Genomic DNA, 14,589 nt, shown 5'->3' on the forward strand with positions numbered 1-14,589 from the left:
TGCCTCGGCACTCCTGCGCTCCGGCTTCGTCCTGAACGCCGACTGCGGGTACGCCCTCACGGCCGAGGAGCCCAGCAGATGGCCATCCGCCACTTCACCCACGACCAACTCGAAGAGTCGGCTGTCCCGTTCGAGCTCACCGCGTTCAACGGCACCGCACAGGGGAACCTCGCTCCGCGTACTTCTCTGTAGGTTCCGGGGTCGCCGCAGGTCAGAACCTGCGGCGAACCCGGAGCCGAACCCGGTGTCGCTGGAACGACAGGCAGCGCAAAACACGCCGGTGCCCACCGTCTGATCTTCCGGGTTGGGGTGGTCGGAGCCCGCTCGCTACGCGAGCCCGGCCACCAGGTCTGCAACCGACTTCCTGCGGCCCGTGTAGAACGGGACCTCCTCGCGGACGTGCATCCGCGCCTCGGAGGCCCGCAGATGGCGCATCAGGTCGACGATGCGGTACAGCTCGTCGGCCTCGAAGGCGAGGATCCACTCGTAGTCGCCGAGCGAGAAGGAGGCGACGGTGTTGGCCCGGACGTCGGGGTAGCCGCGGGCCATCTTGCCGTGGTCCGCGAGCATGCGTCGGCGGTCCTCGTCCGGCAGCAGGTACCAGTCGTAGGAGCGCACGAAGGGGTAGACGCTGATGTAGTTGCGCGGCGTCTCGTCGGCCAGGAACGCCGGGATGTGCGACTTGTTGAACTCGGCGGGGCGGTGCAGCGCCATGTTCGACCAGACCGGCTCCAGCGCCAGGCCCAGCTTGGTGCGCCGGAAGAGGTTGTACGCCTCCTGCAGCTCGTCCGCGGTCTCGGCGTGCCACCAGACCATGATGTCGGCGTCGGCACGCAGGCCGGAGAGGTCATAGGTGCCGCGGACGGTGATGTCCTTCGCCGCGAGCTGGTCGAACAGCTCCTGGACCTCGTCGGCGTAACCGGCACGGTCCGCGGGCAGGACATCGCGCAGCTTGAAGACGGACCACAGCGTGTAGCGGATGACCTCGTTGAGGTCCTTGGCCTTCTTGCCGGCGTTGGGGATCTTCTCAGGCGCACTCATACGGCTATTGTCCCGCCTCGCTCCGTGTGCCCTGAACCAGGGTCGACGTGGCGATGATCTCTTCCCCTGACCCGCCGGTGAGGTCGTGGGCGATCTCGTCCGCGGCACGGTGGGCGCTCGCGATGCACGCCGGAATGCCGACCCCGTCATAGACCGCTCCGCAGACCCGCAGGCCGGGCAGCTTGGCGACCTCGTCGCGGATCCGGGCGACCCGGGAGAGATGGCCCACGGGGTACTGGGGCAGTCCGCCGATCCACCGGGTGACCTCGGTGTCCACGGGCTTCGCGGCAAGGCCGGTCGCCTCGGCGAGGTCGCGCAGCGATACGTCCACCAGCTCGCTGTCCTCGCGGTGCAGGTGGTCCTCCTCGCCGTACCGGCCGACGGAGGTGCGCAGGACGAACAGGTCGGGGGCGGAGTCGGCGACCCAGTTCCACTTGTGGGTGGAGAAGGTGGAGGCCTTGATGGTGCGGCCGTCGACCGGCGGTACGAGGAAGCCGGAGCGCCCGTCGAGTGCGCCGGTGGTGGCCACGTCGGAGCGGCGGAATGCCATGGTGACGAGCGCCATCGACGCGTACTCGACACCGGCGAGCTCGGCGGAGGCGGCCGGGGACTCGGCGGCGAGCAGGGTGGAGGCGGACCAGGCGGGGGCGGCCAGCACGATGCCGTCGGCGGTGATCACCCGGGTGTCCGTGCGGACGTCCCAGCCGTCGGTGGTACGGGTCAGGCCGAGGACGGGGGTGGCGGTCAGGATCTCCCCGCCGCCCGCGCGTACGGCGTCGGCGACCGCGTACGGCAGGGTGCCGATGCCGCCGTCGATACCCTGGAAGACCGGTCCGGTCTGCTGCCGGGCGGCGGCCCGCTCCTGGATGCGCCGCACACCGTCGAGCAGCGAGCCGCCCTCCCGCACCACCTCGAAGAGCTGCGGTACGGCGGCGCGCATCGAGATCCGGTAGGCGTCGCCCGCGTACACGCCGCCGAGCAGCGGTTCCACGAGCCGGTCGACGACCTCGCGGCCCAGCCGGTCGGCGACGTACGCACCGACCGCGACATCGTCGCCGACGGCGGTCGGGGTGAGGTCGCGCTCCTGCGCGATGCGCGCGAGGCCCTCCGGGGAGAGCACCCCGCTGAGCGCCGCCGGGTCGCCCGGTACACCCATCACATGGCCCTTGGGCATGGGCCGCAGGGCGTCGCGCGTCCAGACCGATGCGGTGGCGGTGGCGGGCGGCTGGAGGCGGTCGCCGAGCCCGACTGCACGTGCCAGGGCGACCGCTTCCGGGCGCCGGGCGAGCATCGACTCGGCGCCCAGGTCGACCCGGGTACCGGCGATCTCACCGGTCATGAGCTTGCCGCCGAGCCGGTCGGTGGCCTCGAGGAGGGTGACCCGCAGCCCTGCCCCGAGGAGCCGGTGGGCGGCGGCGAGACCGGCGATGCCACCGCCGATGACGACGACATGACCCGTGCCTGTGTCCGCGCGGTTTATTGAACGCTGCATGCCTCCACTCTCTCAAACCTCTTCCGAGTCCTGAACGTGACCGCTTCGAAACCGGTATCAGGCAACCCGCACCCCCGCCCCGCACGTCGAACCGGCACCATCAACCACCCGCCCCGGGAGAGCAGTTATGCAGACAGACCGGCATCCTGGCCGTTCATCCGTCCGTCGTTCGCGCACGGTGCTGGCCGCCGGGCTCCTGGCCGGCCTCCTCGCGCTGAGCGGCTGCGGCGCCGGCGACAGTGCGAGCGACGCGAGTTCCGGGGACAACAAGAAGGCGGTCGCCCCGCTGCAGCAGGGCGCTGCCGACTCCTCAGCCGAGAAGTCGGCGCAGGGTGCGCAGGCAGCCGACGGTTCGTCGGCGCTGCCGAAGAAGCCCGACGCCCTGCCCGCCGGCACCCATGTCATCCGTACCGCCACGCTCTCCGTGGAGGTGAAGAGCGTGCCGAAGGCCGCCTCAGCCGCCCGCTCGGTCGCGGAGAGTTCGGGCGGTCTGGTGGCCCGCGAAGAGACGGAACGGGTCGACGACACGCATGAAATTTCACATATCGTGCTGCGCGTTCCGCAGGGCGAGTACGACGCGGCGCTGCGGGATCTCGCGGGCGCCGGGAAGCTGTTGTCACGCACGTCGTCCGCGAAGGACGTCACCGACCAGGTGGTCGACGTGGAGAGCCGGATCGCCACCCAGCGGGCGAGTGTGGCACGGGTGCGCAAGCTGATGGACCGGGCCGAGAAGCTCACCGATGTGGTCGCACTGGAAGGTGAGCTGAGCAGCCGTCAGGCGTCCTTGGAGTCGCTGCTCTCCCAGCAGGAGTCGCTGAAGGACCGCACCACGCTCGCCACGATCACCCTCGACCTCTCCGAGCCGGAGACGGTGGCGAAGGACAGCGACGACGACCCCGGTTTCCTGGACGCGGTGGGCGGCGGCTGGCACGCGTTCGTCACGATGCTGCGGTGGCTCGCGATGGCGGTGGGCGCCGCGGCCCCGTTCCTGGCCGCGGTCGCCGTACTCCTGCTGCTGTGGCGGCTGCTGCTGCTGGGCCGCCTGCCCGGACGCCGTGCGCCGCGGACGCCCGAGCAGTCCGAGTCCTCGTCCACACCCCCGGCGTCGTAGCGTGGTCCCTTCGGACTCGGTGTCGAAGGGACCAGGCATGACAGCGGAGCGACTGGTGGTCATCGGAGGTGACGCGGCGGGCATGTCCGCCGCGTCACAGGCCCGCAGGCTCAAGGGCCCCGACGAGCTGAGCATCGTCGCTTTCGAGCGGGGCCATTTCACCTCGTACTCCGCCTGCGGCATCCCGTACTGGGTCGGTGGTGACGTCGCGGAGCGGGACGACCTCATCGCCCGTACACCGAAGGAGCACCGGGCCCGCGACATCGACCTGCGGATGCGCACCGAGGTCACGGAGATCGATGTGGCCGGGCAGCGGGTGCGGGCCCTGGACCGGGAGACCGGTGAGACGTACTGGACGGACTTCGACAAGCTGGTGATCGCGACGGGGGCCCGGCCGGTGCGACCGGCGCTGCCCGGCATGGACGCGCCCGGGGTGCACGGGGTGCAGACGCTGGACGACGGGCAGGCGCTGCTGGAGTCGCTGGACCGGGTGGCGCCGGGGCGCAGGCGGGCGGTCGTCGTCGGGGCGGGCTACATCGGCGTCGAGATGGCGGAGGCGATGCTGAAGCACGGTTTCGAGGTGACCGTGCTCAACCGCGGCGAGCAGCCGATGGCGACGCTCGACCCCGACATGGGGCGGCTGGTCCACGACGCGATGGACGGTCTGGGCATCACCACGGTCAACCGGGCCGAGGTCACCGCGATCCGCACCGGCCCGGACGGCCGGGTCTGCGCGGTCGCCGCGGGCGACGCCTCCTATCCGGCGGACGTGGTGGTGCTCGGTATCGGTGTGGAGCCGGAGACAACGCTGGCGCGCGCCGTCGGCCTCCCGCTGGGCCCGCACAGCGGTCTGCTCACCGATCTGTCGATGCGGGTCGTCGGGCACGACAACATCTGGGCGGGCGGCGACTGCGTCGAGGTCCTCGACCTGGTGGCGGGCCGTACGCGCCATATCGCGCTGGGCACCCATGCCAACAAGCACGGCCAGATCATCGGGGCCAATGTGGGCGGCGGCTACGGGACGTTCCCCGGGGTGGTGGGCACTGCGGTGAGCAAGGTGTGCGACCTGGAGATCGCCCGCACCGGGCTGCGCGAGAAGGACGCCCGCGCGGTGGGCCTGCGGTTCGTCACGGCGACGATCGAGTCGACGGGCCGGGCGGGCTACTACCCGGGGGCGCAGCCCATGACGGTGAAAATGCTCGCGGAGTACCGCACGGGGCGGCTGCTCGGTGTGCAGATCGTGGGCCGGGACGGGGCGGCCAAGCGCGTGGACATCGCGGCCGTGGCGCTCACGGCCGGGATGACGGTGGACCAGATGACTGCTCTGGACCTCGGCTACGCCCCGCCGTTCTCACCGGTCTGGGACCCGGTTCTGGTGGCGGCCCGCAAGGCGGTGACGGCCCTGCGGCGGGCGGGCACCGCCTGAGTGCGCGGTGCCCGGCGGTCCGGTCCCCTCAGCGCGCGGTCCGTTCGTGTACGTACTCCACGAGCCGTGTCAGCGCGTCGGGGTCCATCGACGGCATCACGCCGTGGCCCAGGTTGAAGACGTGGCCCTCAAGACCGGCGGCAGCGTCCAGCACCTCCTGGGTCTTCTCCTGCACCGTCGCCGTCGGCGCGAACAGCACCGCGGGGTCGAGGTTGCCCTGGAGCGCCTTGCCGGGGCCGACCCGGCGCGCGGCCTCGTCCATCGGAACCCGCCAGTCGACGCCGACGACATCCGCGCCCGCCTCGCCCATCAGGCCGAGGAGTTCGCCGGTACCGACACCGAAGTGGATGCGCGGGACCCCGTACGGGGCGACGGCCTCGAAGACCTTTACCGAGGCGGGGAGCACCGAACGCCGGTAGTCGGCGGGGGCCAGCGCGCCCACCCAGGAGTCGAAGAGCTGGACGGCCGAGGCACCGGCCTCGATCTGGACCTTGAGGAAGGCACCGGTGATCTCGGCGAGCCGGTCGAGCAGATCCGCCCAGAGCTGCGGGTCGCCGTACATCAGGGCCTTGGTGTGCTCGTGGTTGCGGGACGGGCCGCCCTCCACGAGGTAGCTCGCGAGGGTGAACGGCGCGCCTGCGAAGCCGATGAGGGGGGTGGAGCCCAGTTCGGCGGTGAGCAGGCCGATGGCCTCGGTGACGTAGCTGACGTCCTCGGGCGTGAGGTCGCGCAGCCGGGCCAGATCGGCGCGGGTGCGGATGGGATCGGCGATGACCGGGCCGACGCCGGGCTTGATGTCGAGGTCGATCCCGATGGCCTTGAGCGGTACGACGATGTCGCTGAAGTAGATCGCTGCGTCGACCTTGTGGCGGCGGACGGGCTGCATCGTGATCTCCGCGACCAGCTCCGGCATCATGCAGGAGTCGAGCATCGGGATGCCTTCGCGCACCTTCAGGTACTCCGGCAGCGAACGCCCTGCCTGGCGCATGAACCAGACCGGCGTGTGCGGCACGGGCTCGCGCCGGCATGCCTTCAGGAACGCCGACTCATGGGTGGCGGATGTCTTCGTCTGCTGGCCCATGGGGCGATCGTTGGCACTCACACCGAGAATCTTCGCACGAAGCCGTAAGCAGCCGGGCCCGCCCGGGTGTCCCTCCCTGCGCGAGGCTCCGGTTCCGCCTACTCTTCCCCGCATGGCTCCGGCTCAGGGACAGTTCTCCGATCAATCCGATGGCGCTGACAGCAAGGACAGCGCGGAGGGTGGTTCCGTCCCGCCCGCGTTCCGGTCGGCGGTGGACGCGTTGCGCTCGGCGCGGCTACGCCCCGAGCTGGAGGTGGAGCCGACCCGGCCGCCCAAGCGGCTCGCTCCGTACGCGTACGCGTTGGAGGCCGCGGTCGTGGACGGCGAGGACGATCTCGCCGACGGCCGCCTCGTACTGCTCCACGATCCGGCCGGGCACGAGGCCTGGCACGGCACCTTCCGCCTGGTGACGCTGGTACGGGCCGAGCTGGAGCCGGAGATGGCTTCCGATCCGCTGCTGCCGGAGGTGTGCTGGTCGTGGCTGACCGGTGCGCTGGAGGCGCGCGGTCTGTCGTACGGGGAGGCGGGCGGCACGGTGACCCGGGCGGGGTCGCACTACTTCGGTGCGCTGGCCACGAGGCGCCCGGCGACGCAGATCGAGATCCGGGCGTCGTGGACACCGCGCGAGGGCCGTGGCGGGGTGCCGGACACGGCGGCGCATCTGATGGCGTGGGGCGATCTGCTGTGTCAGATCGCCGGCCTGCCACCGTCGGGCGCCGCCGATGCGGCGGTGGTGACACTCCCCCAGCGGCGCGGCCCCCAGGTTTCCTGAATCTGTCCTGAATCTGCCCTTAACCTTTCCCCCTGTCGGTAACACTGCGTCACAACTGTCGCGGAGTTACCGGCATTTTTTTCGTACAATCGATCGCATGTCCGATTTGCCCGAATTGTTACTCACCAAATAGTGATCTTCCTCTAAAGGAGGACGGGTCTGCTGCCGAAGAGGTCAATGACCCTTCAAGCACGGTTCGCCCCGGCTTCATCCCCGAGCCGGCCCGTCCCGCCACTCCCCAGGAGGCCTGGTGTCCGTTCTCCTAGAGCAGCCCGCAAGCCTGGTCGCCTACCGCCCGAACAAGCCGACGGCCATGGTCGTCGTGGCCGACCCGCGCGTCCGTTCCACCGTCACCCGCCATCTGTGGGCACTCGGAGTACGTGACGTCATCGAGGCGTCGTCCATCGCGGAGGCCCGCCCCCGCGTCGGCAATCCACGCGACATCTGCGTAGCCGACGTCCACCTGCCCGACGGTTCCGGGCTGACCCTGTTGTCCGAGACCCGAGCCGCCGGCTGGCCGAACGGCCTCGCCCTCTCCGCCGCCGATGACATCGGCGCCGTACGCAACGCCCTCGCGGGCGGCGTGAAGGGCTACGTCGTCACCGGCACCCGAACCAATATCGGCCACCCCACCCGTCCCGGCGTCGCTCCCATCGGCGCCAATGCCGCCCGTATGCACCGCCGGCCCCCCGGCACCCCGAGCCACCCGGGCGGCTACCGCGAACTGTCCGGCCGCGAGGTCGAGGTCCTCCGGCTGGTCGCCGAAGGCCAGTCCAACAAGGCCATCGGTGTCTCCATGGGCCTGTCCGCCCTGACCGTCAAGAGCCACCTCGCCCGAATCGCCCGCAAGCTCGGCACCGGAGACCGCGCAGGAATGGTCGCCGTCGCCCTGCGAACGGGCATCATCCACTGACTCCCACACCCCCGCAGGTACACACAGCCATACGGACCGGCTGGTTTACATTCATCGGCGCCCGTCGACGGAACGTTCCGTCGACGGGCGCCGTACATACACAGATACCCTTGACACGTGACCGACGCCCAAGAGACCGCAGCAGACACTTCACTGCGAACCACCGGGGGCGCTCCCCCGGACGACGTCGCCCCGGCGCCGATCCCCTTGCTCGAACCTCGAGAGGGCATTCCCCCGGTGGTGGCATCCGACGACGCCCTGGCCCGGGTGATCGCCGCCTTCGCCGCGGGCTCCGGCCCCGTGGCCGTCGATGCCGAGCGCGCCTCCGGCTACCGCTACGGCCAGCGCGCCTATCTCGTACAGCTGCGCCGCGACGGCGCGGGCAGCGCACTGATCGACCCGGTCGGCTGCCCCGACCTGTCGGGGCTCGGCGACGTTCTGAGCGGCAGCGAGTGGATCCTGCACGCCGCCACTCAGGACCTGCCCTGTCTGCGCGAAATAGGGATGGCTCCCACCGGGCTCTTCGACACGGAGCTGGCCGGACGGCTGGCCGGTTTCCCGCGGGTCGGCCTCGGCGCCATGGTCGAGAGCGTGCTCGGATACTCGCTGGAGAAGGGCCACTCCGCCGTCGACTGGTCCACCCGTCCGCTGCCCGACCCCTGGCTGCGCTACGCGGCGCTCGATGTCGAGCTGCTGATCGATCTGCGCAACGCCCTGGAGGACGAGCTCGACCAGCAGGGCAAGCTGGAGTGGGCGCGCGAGGAGTTCGACGCGATCGCCTCGGCGCCGCCCGCTCCCCCGCGCAAGGACCCGTGGCGCCGCACCTCCGGCATGCACAAGGTCCGCCGCCGCCGTCAGATGGCGGTGGTCCGGGAGCTGTGGACCGCCCGTGACCAGGTCGCCCGGCGCCGGGACATCTCCCCCGGCAAGGTGCTGGGGGACGCCGCGATCGTCGAGGCGGCGCTCGCGCTCCCGCCGAACACGCAGGCGCTGACTGCACTGCCCGGGTTCGGCCACCGCATGGGGCGGCGGCAGCTCGAGCAGTGGCAGGCGGCCATCGACCGGGCCAAGGCTCTGCCGGACGCCGAGCTCCCTCAGCCCGGCCCGGCCCTCGCCGGTCCGCCGCCGCCGCGTGCCTGGGCGGACAAGGACCCGGCGGCAGCGGCCCGGCTCTCGGCCGCCCGCGCCGCAGTGTCGGAGCTCGCCGAGCGGCTCCACATGCCGCAGGAGAACCTGATCACCCCGGACACGGTGCGCCGGGTCTGCTGGGAGCCGCCGAAGAATCCGACCGCGGACGCGATCGAGTCCGCGCTCACCGGGTACGGGGCGCGGCGCTGGCAGATCGAACAGGTGACCCCGCTACTGGTCCGGGCGCTCGTGTCGGCGGCCTGAGGGTTCGCCATCGAGGGTCGTAATCACGCCAGGTTCCGCGGCCCTCGGCCGCGCTCTGTCCTCGATCGCCGGACGGGCTGTTTTCACCGCCCGCTCCGGCGATTGCCGTTTCCGGTGCAGCCTGGCCGGATCTGCGGCCCGTCCGGGCAACCGACGTTTCCGACAGGTCCGGCAATCCGCTCGTGACGCACCCGGTATGCGGCACTTCAGCTCGTCCGGCGTCCGGGGGCACCTTTCAAGCCCGCCCGGCGCTTGAGGGCACACCCAGCCCGTCCGGCGCTTGAGGGCACACCCAGCCCGTCCGGCGCTTGAGGACGAAACGCCCTCGCGACCTCCCCCACCCGCATGTGACCTTCGCCGCTCCCGCCACAAGGGCTGGGCAGTCTGGTTACCCGCAAGTAGCATGAGGGGAGCGGCGCGCCTTTGGGCGTGCCCCGCAGCAGTGCCATCCCGCACCCTGGAGGAGAGCCACCGTGCCTCGTACCATCCGGGACGTCGTCTTCGTCGACGGCGTCCGCACCCCGTTCGGCAAAGCGGGCCCGAAGGGCATCTACCACGAGACCCGCGCCGACGATCTCGTCGTGAAGGCCATCCGGGAGCTGCTGCGCCGCAACCCGGACCTGGACCCCGCGAAGATCGACGAGGTCGCCATCGCCGCGACCACTCAGATCGGTGACCAGGGTCTGACGCTGGGCCGTACCGCCGGAATCCTGGCCGGTCTGCCGCAGTCCGTCCCCGGATACTCCATCGACCGCATGTGTGCGGGCGCCCTGACCGCCGTCACCTCGACGGCCGGCTCCATCGCCTTCGGCGCGTACGACGTCGTCGTCGCCGGTGGTGTCGAGCACATGGGCCGCCACCCGATGGGCGAGGGCGTGGACCCGAACCCGCGCTTCGTATCGGAGAAGCTGGTCGACGAGTCCGCCCTGTTCATGGGCATGACCGCGGAGAATCTGCACGACAGGTACCCCACGATCACCAAGCAGCGCGCCGACGAGTACGCGGTGCGCTCACAGGAGAAGGCCGCCAAGGCGTACGCCAACGGCAAGATCCAGCAGGACCTGGTGCCGATCTCCGTGCGCCGTACCAACGCCGAGGCGGGCGAGACGGGCTGGGGCCTGGTCACCGCCGACGAGCCGATGCGCCCGGGTACGACCCTGGAGTCCCTCGCAGGTCTGAAGACCCCGTTCCGTGCCCACGGCCGGGTCACCGCCGGTAACGCCGCGGGTCTCAACGACGGCGCCACCGCTTCGCTGCTCGCCGCCGAGGACGTCGCCCGCGAGCTGGGCCTCCCGGTCAAGATGCGCCTCGTCTCCTACGCCTTCGCGGGCGTCGAGCCGGAGGTCATGGGCTACGGCCCGATCCCGGCGACGGAGAAGGCCCTGTCGAAGGCCGGCCTGTCCATCTCGGACATCGGTCTCTTCGAGATCAACGAGGCGTTCGCTGTGCAGGTGCTCGCGTTCCTGGAGCACTACGGCATCGCCGACGACGACGCGCGCGTCAACCAGTACGGCGGCGCCATCGCCTACGGTCACCCGCTCGCCTCCTCCGGCGTACGTCTGATGACGCAGCTGGCCCGCCAGTTCGAGGAGCAGCCGGAGGTCCGCTACGGCCTGACCACCATGTGCGTCGGCTTCGGCATGGGCGCGACGGTCGTCTGGGAGAACCCGCACTTCGACAAGGCCGACGGAGGCAACAAGTGAGCTCCACCACTGAGCTTCTGAAGGGCGCAGCCGAGCTGTTCCCCGGCGAGGTCGTCACGCAGGCGCACGTGCGCCACCTCGACCTGCCTGCGGGCGCGGGCAGGTTCGCCCTCATCACGCTGGACAACGGCCTGGACCACACCAAGCCGACCACCTTCGGACCGCAGTCGCTGGCGAACCTGAACGCCGCCGTCGACCAGGTCGAGAAGGAGGCCGCCGAGGGTGCGATCACCGGTATCGGCATCACCGGCAAGCCGTTCATCTTCGCGGTCGGCGCCGACCTCAAGGGCGTCGAGCTGCTGAAGAACCACGAGGACGCGCTGGCCATCGGCAAGGGCGGCCACGACGTCTTCCGCCGCCTCTCCGGCCTCGCGGTCCCGACGTTCGCGTACTACAACGGCGCGGCGATGGGCGGCGGTGTCGAGGTCGGTCTGCACTGCTCGTACCGCACCGTCTCCAAGGCGCTGCCCGCGTTCTCGCTGCCCGAGGTCTTCCTCGGTCTCGTCCCCGGCTGGGGCGGCTGCGCACTGCTGCCGAACCTGATCGGCGCCGACCGCGCGGTCTCCGTCATCATCGAGAACTCGCTGAACCAGAACCGCCAGCTCAAGGGCAAGCAGGTCTTCGAGCTCGGGATCGCCGACGCCCTCTTCGAGGGCGCGGACTTCCTGGAGCAGTCGCTGATCTGGACCGCGAACGTGCTGAACGGCACGCTCACGGTGGAGCGCCCCGAGGTCGACCGCGGTGACGCCTGGGACCAGGCCGTCGCCCGTGGCAAGGCCGTCGCCGACTCCAAGGTGCACGGCGCCGCCCCGGCCGCGTACCGCGCGCTGGACATCATCGCCGCGGCGAAGGACGGCGACCTGAGCGCCGGCTTCGACGCCGAGGACCAGGCCCTCGCGGACCTGATCATGGGCGGCGAGCTGCGCTCCGGGATCTACGCCTTCAACCTGGTCCAGAAGCGCGCCAAGCGCCCGGCCGGTGCTCCGGACAAGGCCCTGGCCCGTCCGGTCACGAAGGTCGGCGTCGTCGGCGCCGGTCTGATGGCCAGCCAGCTCGCCCTGCTGTTCCTCCGCCGCCTGGAGGTGCCGGTCGTGCTGACCGACATCGACCAGGAGCGCGTCGACAAGGGTGTGGGCTACGTCCACACCGAGATCGAGAAGCTGCTGGGCAAGGGCCGCATCAACCAGGACAAGGCCAACCGCCTCAAGGCCCTGGTCTCCGGTGTGCTGGACAAGGCCGAGGGCTTCTCCGACGCCGACTTCATCATCGAGGCCGTCTTCGAGGAGATCGGCGTCAAGCAGCAGGTGTTCGCGGAGGTCGAGGCGGTCGCCCCGGCGCACGCGATCCTCGCCACCAACACCTCGTCCCTCTCGGTCACCGAGATGGCGTCGAAGCTGCAGCACCCCGAGCGGGTCGTCGGCTTCCACTTCTTCAACCCGGTCGCGATCCTCCCCCTGCTGGAGATCGTGCGCGGCGAGCAGACCGACGACGCCTCGCTGGCCACGGCGTTCGGTGTCGCGCGGAAGCTGAAGAAGACCGCGGTGCTGGTGAAGGACGCCCCGGCGTTCGTCGTCAACCGCATCCTCACCCGCTTCATGGGCGAGATCCAGAACGTCATCGACGAGGGCACCTCGGTCGAGGTCGCCGAGAAGGCCATCGAGCCGCTCGGTCTGCCGATGTCGCCGCTGGTGCTCCTGGAGCTGGTCGGCCCCGCCATCGGTCTGCATGTCTCCGAGACCCTGAACCGTGCCTTCCCGGACCGGTTCACCGTCTCCGAGAACCTGGCCGCGGTCGTCAAGGCCGGCAAGCGCGGTTTCTACGTGTACTCCGCCGAGAATCCTGCCAAGCCGGAGCTGGACCCGGAGGTCGCCGCACTCCTCAAGCAGGGCGATGTCGTCCTGTCCGAGGAGCAGGTCCGCGACCGCGTCCTGGACGCGGTCGCGCAGGAGATCGGTCTGATGCTGGACGAGGGCGTCGTCGCCGAGGCCCAGGACATCGACCTCTGCCTGATCACCGGCGCGGGCTGGCCCTTCCACCTGGGCGGCATCACGCCGTACCTGGACCGTGAGGGCGTCTCGGAGCGGGTGAACGGCAAGAAGTTCCTGGCGCAGGGCGTGGCGAGCGTTCCGGCGTAACTTCCTTCGCTGACACGACGAACGGGCCGTACGGAGACCTCTCCGTACGGCCCGTTCGCCGTGTCGCGAGATGCTCAGCGGTCCATCCGGGGGATGACCGCGATGGCGTTCGAGACCTTCCGCTGGCGCCGGTCGTCGGTCCGGCCCGGGTCCGACGGGCTGTTGCGCACCCGGTCCCGGACCACGATCGTGCTCGAACCCCCGCCGTCGAGGTTCAGCGCCTCGACCGCGCCGAGGGAGACCAGGTACTTTGCCGCCTCGGGCAGGGTCACGCCTTCGCTGACGCCCGGCCTGCGCCCGTCGAACACGACGAGGAGAAGTGTGCCGTCCGCACGGACCCCGGCGACGGTACGGGGTGAGCGGGTGCGCACCGCCCCTTCGGAGACGCCGTTCGCTGCGGCGTTGATCCAGGTCCGGCCGGAACGGACCAGCGCCGGACCCGCCCCGAAGACCGAGGCCCGGTCTCCCTGGACGCGTGCCCCGAGCGCATCGGTCAGAACGGATGACACGGTGAGGCTCCGGCCCGGCCGTGCGTGCACACGCAGCCAGTCGGCCCCGGAGCCGATGCCCACGAGCGTCCGGCCGCCGTCCGGCACCGCACCTCCTGCGGGGCTGCGTACGCCCGTCACCGTGGACCGGGAGTCGAGGACCGCCTCGAAGCTGCGTCCGCCCGCGTACGGGGTCGCCGTGCCCCACTGCGCGGGGAAGTCGACGATCTCGTCGGGGTCCTCGCAGATCCGCCCGGGGAGCGGGGCCGTGGTCGGCGCGCCGGTGTCTGCGAGCCGGTCGCGGCCCACTCCCCCGCAGCCGACTATCCGGCCGGGTACCCGGTCGGTACCGTCCACGGCCGCGCGTGCGCCGTCGGACGAGGTGACGTACGTGGCGGAGCGCAGCTCGGTGATGCGGGGGCGCTCTCCGGGGCCCGGAAGGATCAGTGCGGTACGGCCGCCCGCGGACTCGCTCAGCAGCGTGCCGCCCGATACGTAGAGACCTAGCGGATCGCCCTTGTAGCGGTCGGAGTCCGAGTCGAAGAAGGTGCCGTTGACCGCCGCTACCGCACCCGCCCGGCGTGCCAGCTCACGGACTGTGCCGGTCGATGCGACCGAGCCGCCGTGCACCCCCTCGATGTCCACGGGTGCGTCCTGAGCCACCGTCAGCACGCTCATCCGTACCGGAGCGCCGTCGTCCAGCGTCCGGACCGACTGGGTGAACGAAACGCCGTCGGGCAGGGGTCGGGCGCCCGGTCCGGCGGCGGAGGGGGACGAGGTGTGCGTGGGCGCGTCGCCGTCCCGGCCGCTGCTCCCCGTATCGGGGGCCGGCTGGGCGCTGCACGCAGCCAGCAGTGGCGCGAGGGCCAGTGCCGCGGCCCGTACGGACCACCGTCCGTTCATGACGCCCCCCTCTTCCGGGCACCGAGCGGGGGGCCGGGGCCAGGGGCATTGCGTGATTGGGATTGGTCCGGTTCGCCGGTCTCGTGAGTGACGTGGCGTCATGTCCGTTGTGCGGTAAGGGGCCTGGGAGAG

Annotated in this window: 11 protein-coding genes; 7 read left to right on the forward strand and 4 right to left on the reverse strand. The window is 70.9% G+C overall.

Going from position 1 to position 14,589, the window contains the following annotated elements; genetic code table 11:
- Positions 1-327 precede the first annotated feature (327 nt).
- Entirely contained in the window at positions 328-1,041 is a 714-nt protein-coding gene (hemQ, locus tag ACGFU7_RS31920) for a hydrogen peroxide-dependent heme synthase (RefSeq protein WP_393700417.1), read from the reverse strand.
- A gap of 4 nt (positions 1,042-1,045) precedes the next feature.
- Positions 1,046-2,533, reverse strand: a complete 1,488-nt coding sequence (gene hemG / locus ACGFU7_RS31925; protein WP_393700419.1) for a protoporphyrinogen oxidase — start codon at positions 2,531-2,533, stop codon at positions 1,046-1,048.
- A gap of 127 nt (positions 2,534-2,660) precedes the next feature.
- Between hemG and ACGFU7_RS31930 the strand changes: the two genes are divergently transcribed.
- Both ACGFU7_RS31930 and ACGFU7_RS31935 read left to right on the forward strand, forming a co-directional pair.
- On the forward strand, positions 2,661-3,644 hold the full coding sequence (locus ACGFU7_RS31930; protein ID WP_393700420.1) for a DUF4349 domain-containing protein: 984 nt from the start codon (positions 2,661-2,663) through the stop codon (positions 3,642-3,644).
- A gap of 37 nt (positions 3,645-3,681) precedes the next feature.
- Entirely contained in the window at positions 3,682-5,070 is a 1,389-nt protein-coding gene (locus ACGFU7_RS31935) for an FAD-dependent oxidoreductase (RefSeq protein WP_393700421.1), read from the forward strand.
- Positions 5,071-5,098: 28 nt separating this feature from the next.
- Here the strand turns inward: ACGFU7_RS31935 and hemE are convergent, their stop codons facing one another.
- A complete protein-coding gene (gene hemE / locus ACGFU7_RS31940; protein WP_393700423.1) occupies positions 5,099-6,172 on the reverse strand; it encodes a uroporphyrinogen decarboxylase in 1,074 nt (357 codons plus the stop codon).
- Between the two features lie 91 nt (positions 6,173-6,263).
- On the opposite strand from hemE, the gene ACGFU7_RS31945 reads away from it, so the two are divergent.
- The 5 genes from ACGFU7_RS31945 to ACGFU7_RS31965 all read left to right on the forward strand — a co-directional run bounded on the left by ACGFU7_RS31945 (position 6,264) and on the right by ACGFU7_RS31965 (position 13,066).
- Positions 6,264-6,923, forward strand: a complete 660-nt coding sequence (locus ACGFU7_RS31945) for a DUF3000 domain-containing protein (RefSeq protein WP_393700424.1) — start codon at positions 6,264-6,266, stop codon at positions 6,921-6,923.
- Positions 6,924-7,173: 250 nt separating this feature from the next.
- Entirely contained in the window at positions 7,174-7,836 is a 663-nt protein-coding gene (locus ACGFU7_RS31950) for a response regulator transcription factor (RefSeq protein WP_024488613.1), read from the forward strand.
- A 117-nt stretch (positions 7,837-7,953) separates the two neighbouring features.
- Complete coding sequence (locus ACGFU7_RS31955; protein ID WP_393700426.1) at positions 7,954-9,228, forward strand: HRDC domain-containing protein; 1,275 nt, start codon at positions 7,954-7,956, stop codon at positions 9,226-9,228.
- 473 nt (positions 9,229-9,701) lie between these two features.
- Positions 9,702-10,931: a thiolase family protein gene (locus ACGFU7_RS31960; protein WP_393700428.1), complete on the forward strand. Its 1,230-nt coding sequence runs from the start codon at positions 9,702-9,704 to the stop codon at positions 10,929-10,931.
- Positions 10,928-13,066 carry a 3-hydroxyacyl-CoA dehydrogenase NAD-binding domain-containing protein gene (locus ACGFU7_RS31965; protein ID WP_393700429.1) on the forward strand — a complete coding sequence of 713 codons (2,139 nt, stop codon included), beginning with the start codon at positions 10,928-10,930 and terminating at the stop codon, positions 13,064-13,066. The genes ACGFU7_RS31960 and ACGFU7_RS31965 overlap by 4 nt, the downstream gene beginning before the upstream one ends.
- Positions 13,067-13,140: 74 nt before the next feature.
- On the opposite strand, the gene ACGFU7_RS31970 is transcribed toward ACGFU7_RS31965, so the two are convergent.
- A complete protein-coding gene (locus tag ACGFU7_RS31970; RefSeq protein WP_393700431.1) occupies positions 13,141-14,457 on the reverse strand; it encodes a phosphodiester glycosidase family protein in 1,317 nt (438 codons plus the stop codon).
- Positions 14,458-14,589 lie beyond the last annotated feature (132 nt).

The organism is Streptomyces sp. NPDC048473, assembly GCF_043200155.1.
In the GTDB taxonomy this organism is placed as follows: Bacteria; Actinomycetota; Actinomycetes; order Streptomycetales; family Streptomycetaceae; genus Streptomyces.

What these genes read in the sequence shown, in the direction of transcription:
- hemQ (WP_393700417.1), bottom strand. Translation starts at nt 1,041, where the DNA reads ATGAGTGCGCCTGAGAAGATCCCCAACGCCGGCAAGAAGGCCAAGGAC.
- hemG (WP_393700419.1), bottom strand. Translation starts at nt 2,533, where the DNA reads ATGCAGCGTTCAATAAACCGCGCGGACACAGGCACGGGTCATGTCGTC.
- ACGFU7_RS31930 (WP_393700420.1), top strand. Translation starts at nt 2,661, where the DNA reads ATGCAGACAGACCGGCATCCTGGCCGTTCATCCGTCCGTCGTTCGCGC.
- ACGFU7_RS31935 (WP_393700421.1), top strand. Translation starts at nt 3,682, where the DNA reads ATGACAGCGGAGCGACTGGTGGTCATCGGAGGTGACGCGGCGGGCATG.
- ACGFU7_RS31945 (WP_393700424.1), top strand. Translation starts at nt 6,264, where the DNA reads ATGGCTCCGGCTCAGGGACAGTTCTCCGATCAATCCGATGGCGCTGAC.
- ACGFU7_RS31970 (WP_393700431.1), bottom strand. Translation starts at nt 14,457, where the DNA reads ATGAACGGACGGTGGTCCGTACGGGCCGCGGCACTGGCCCTCGCGCCA.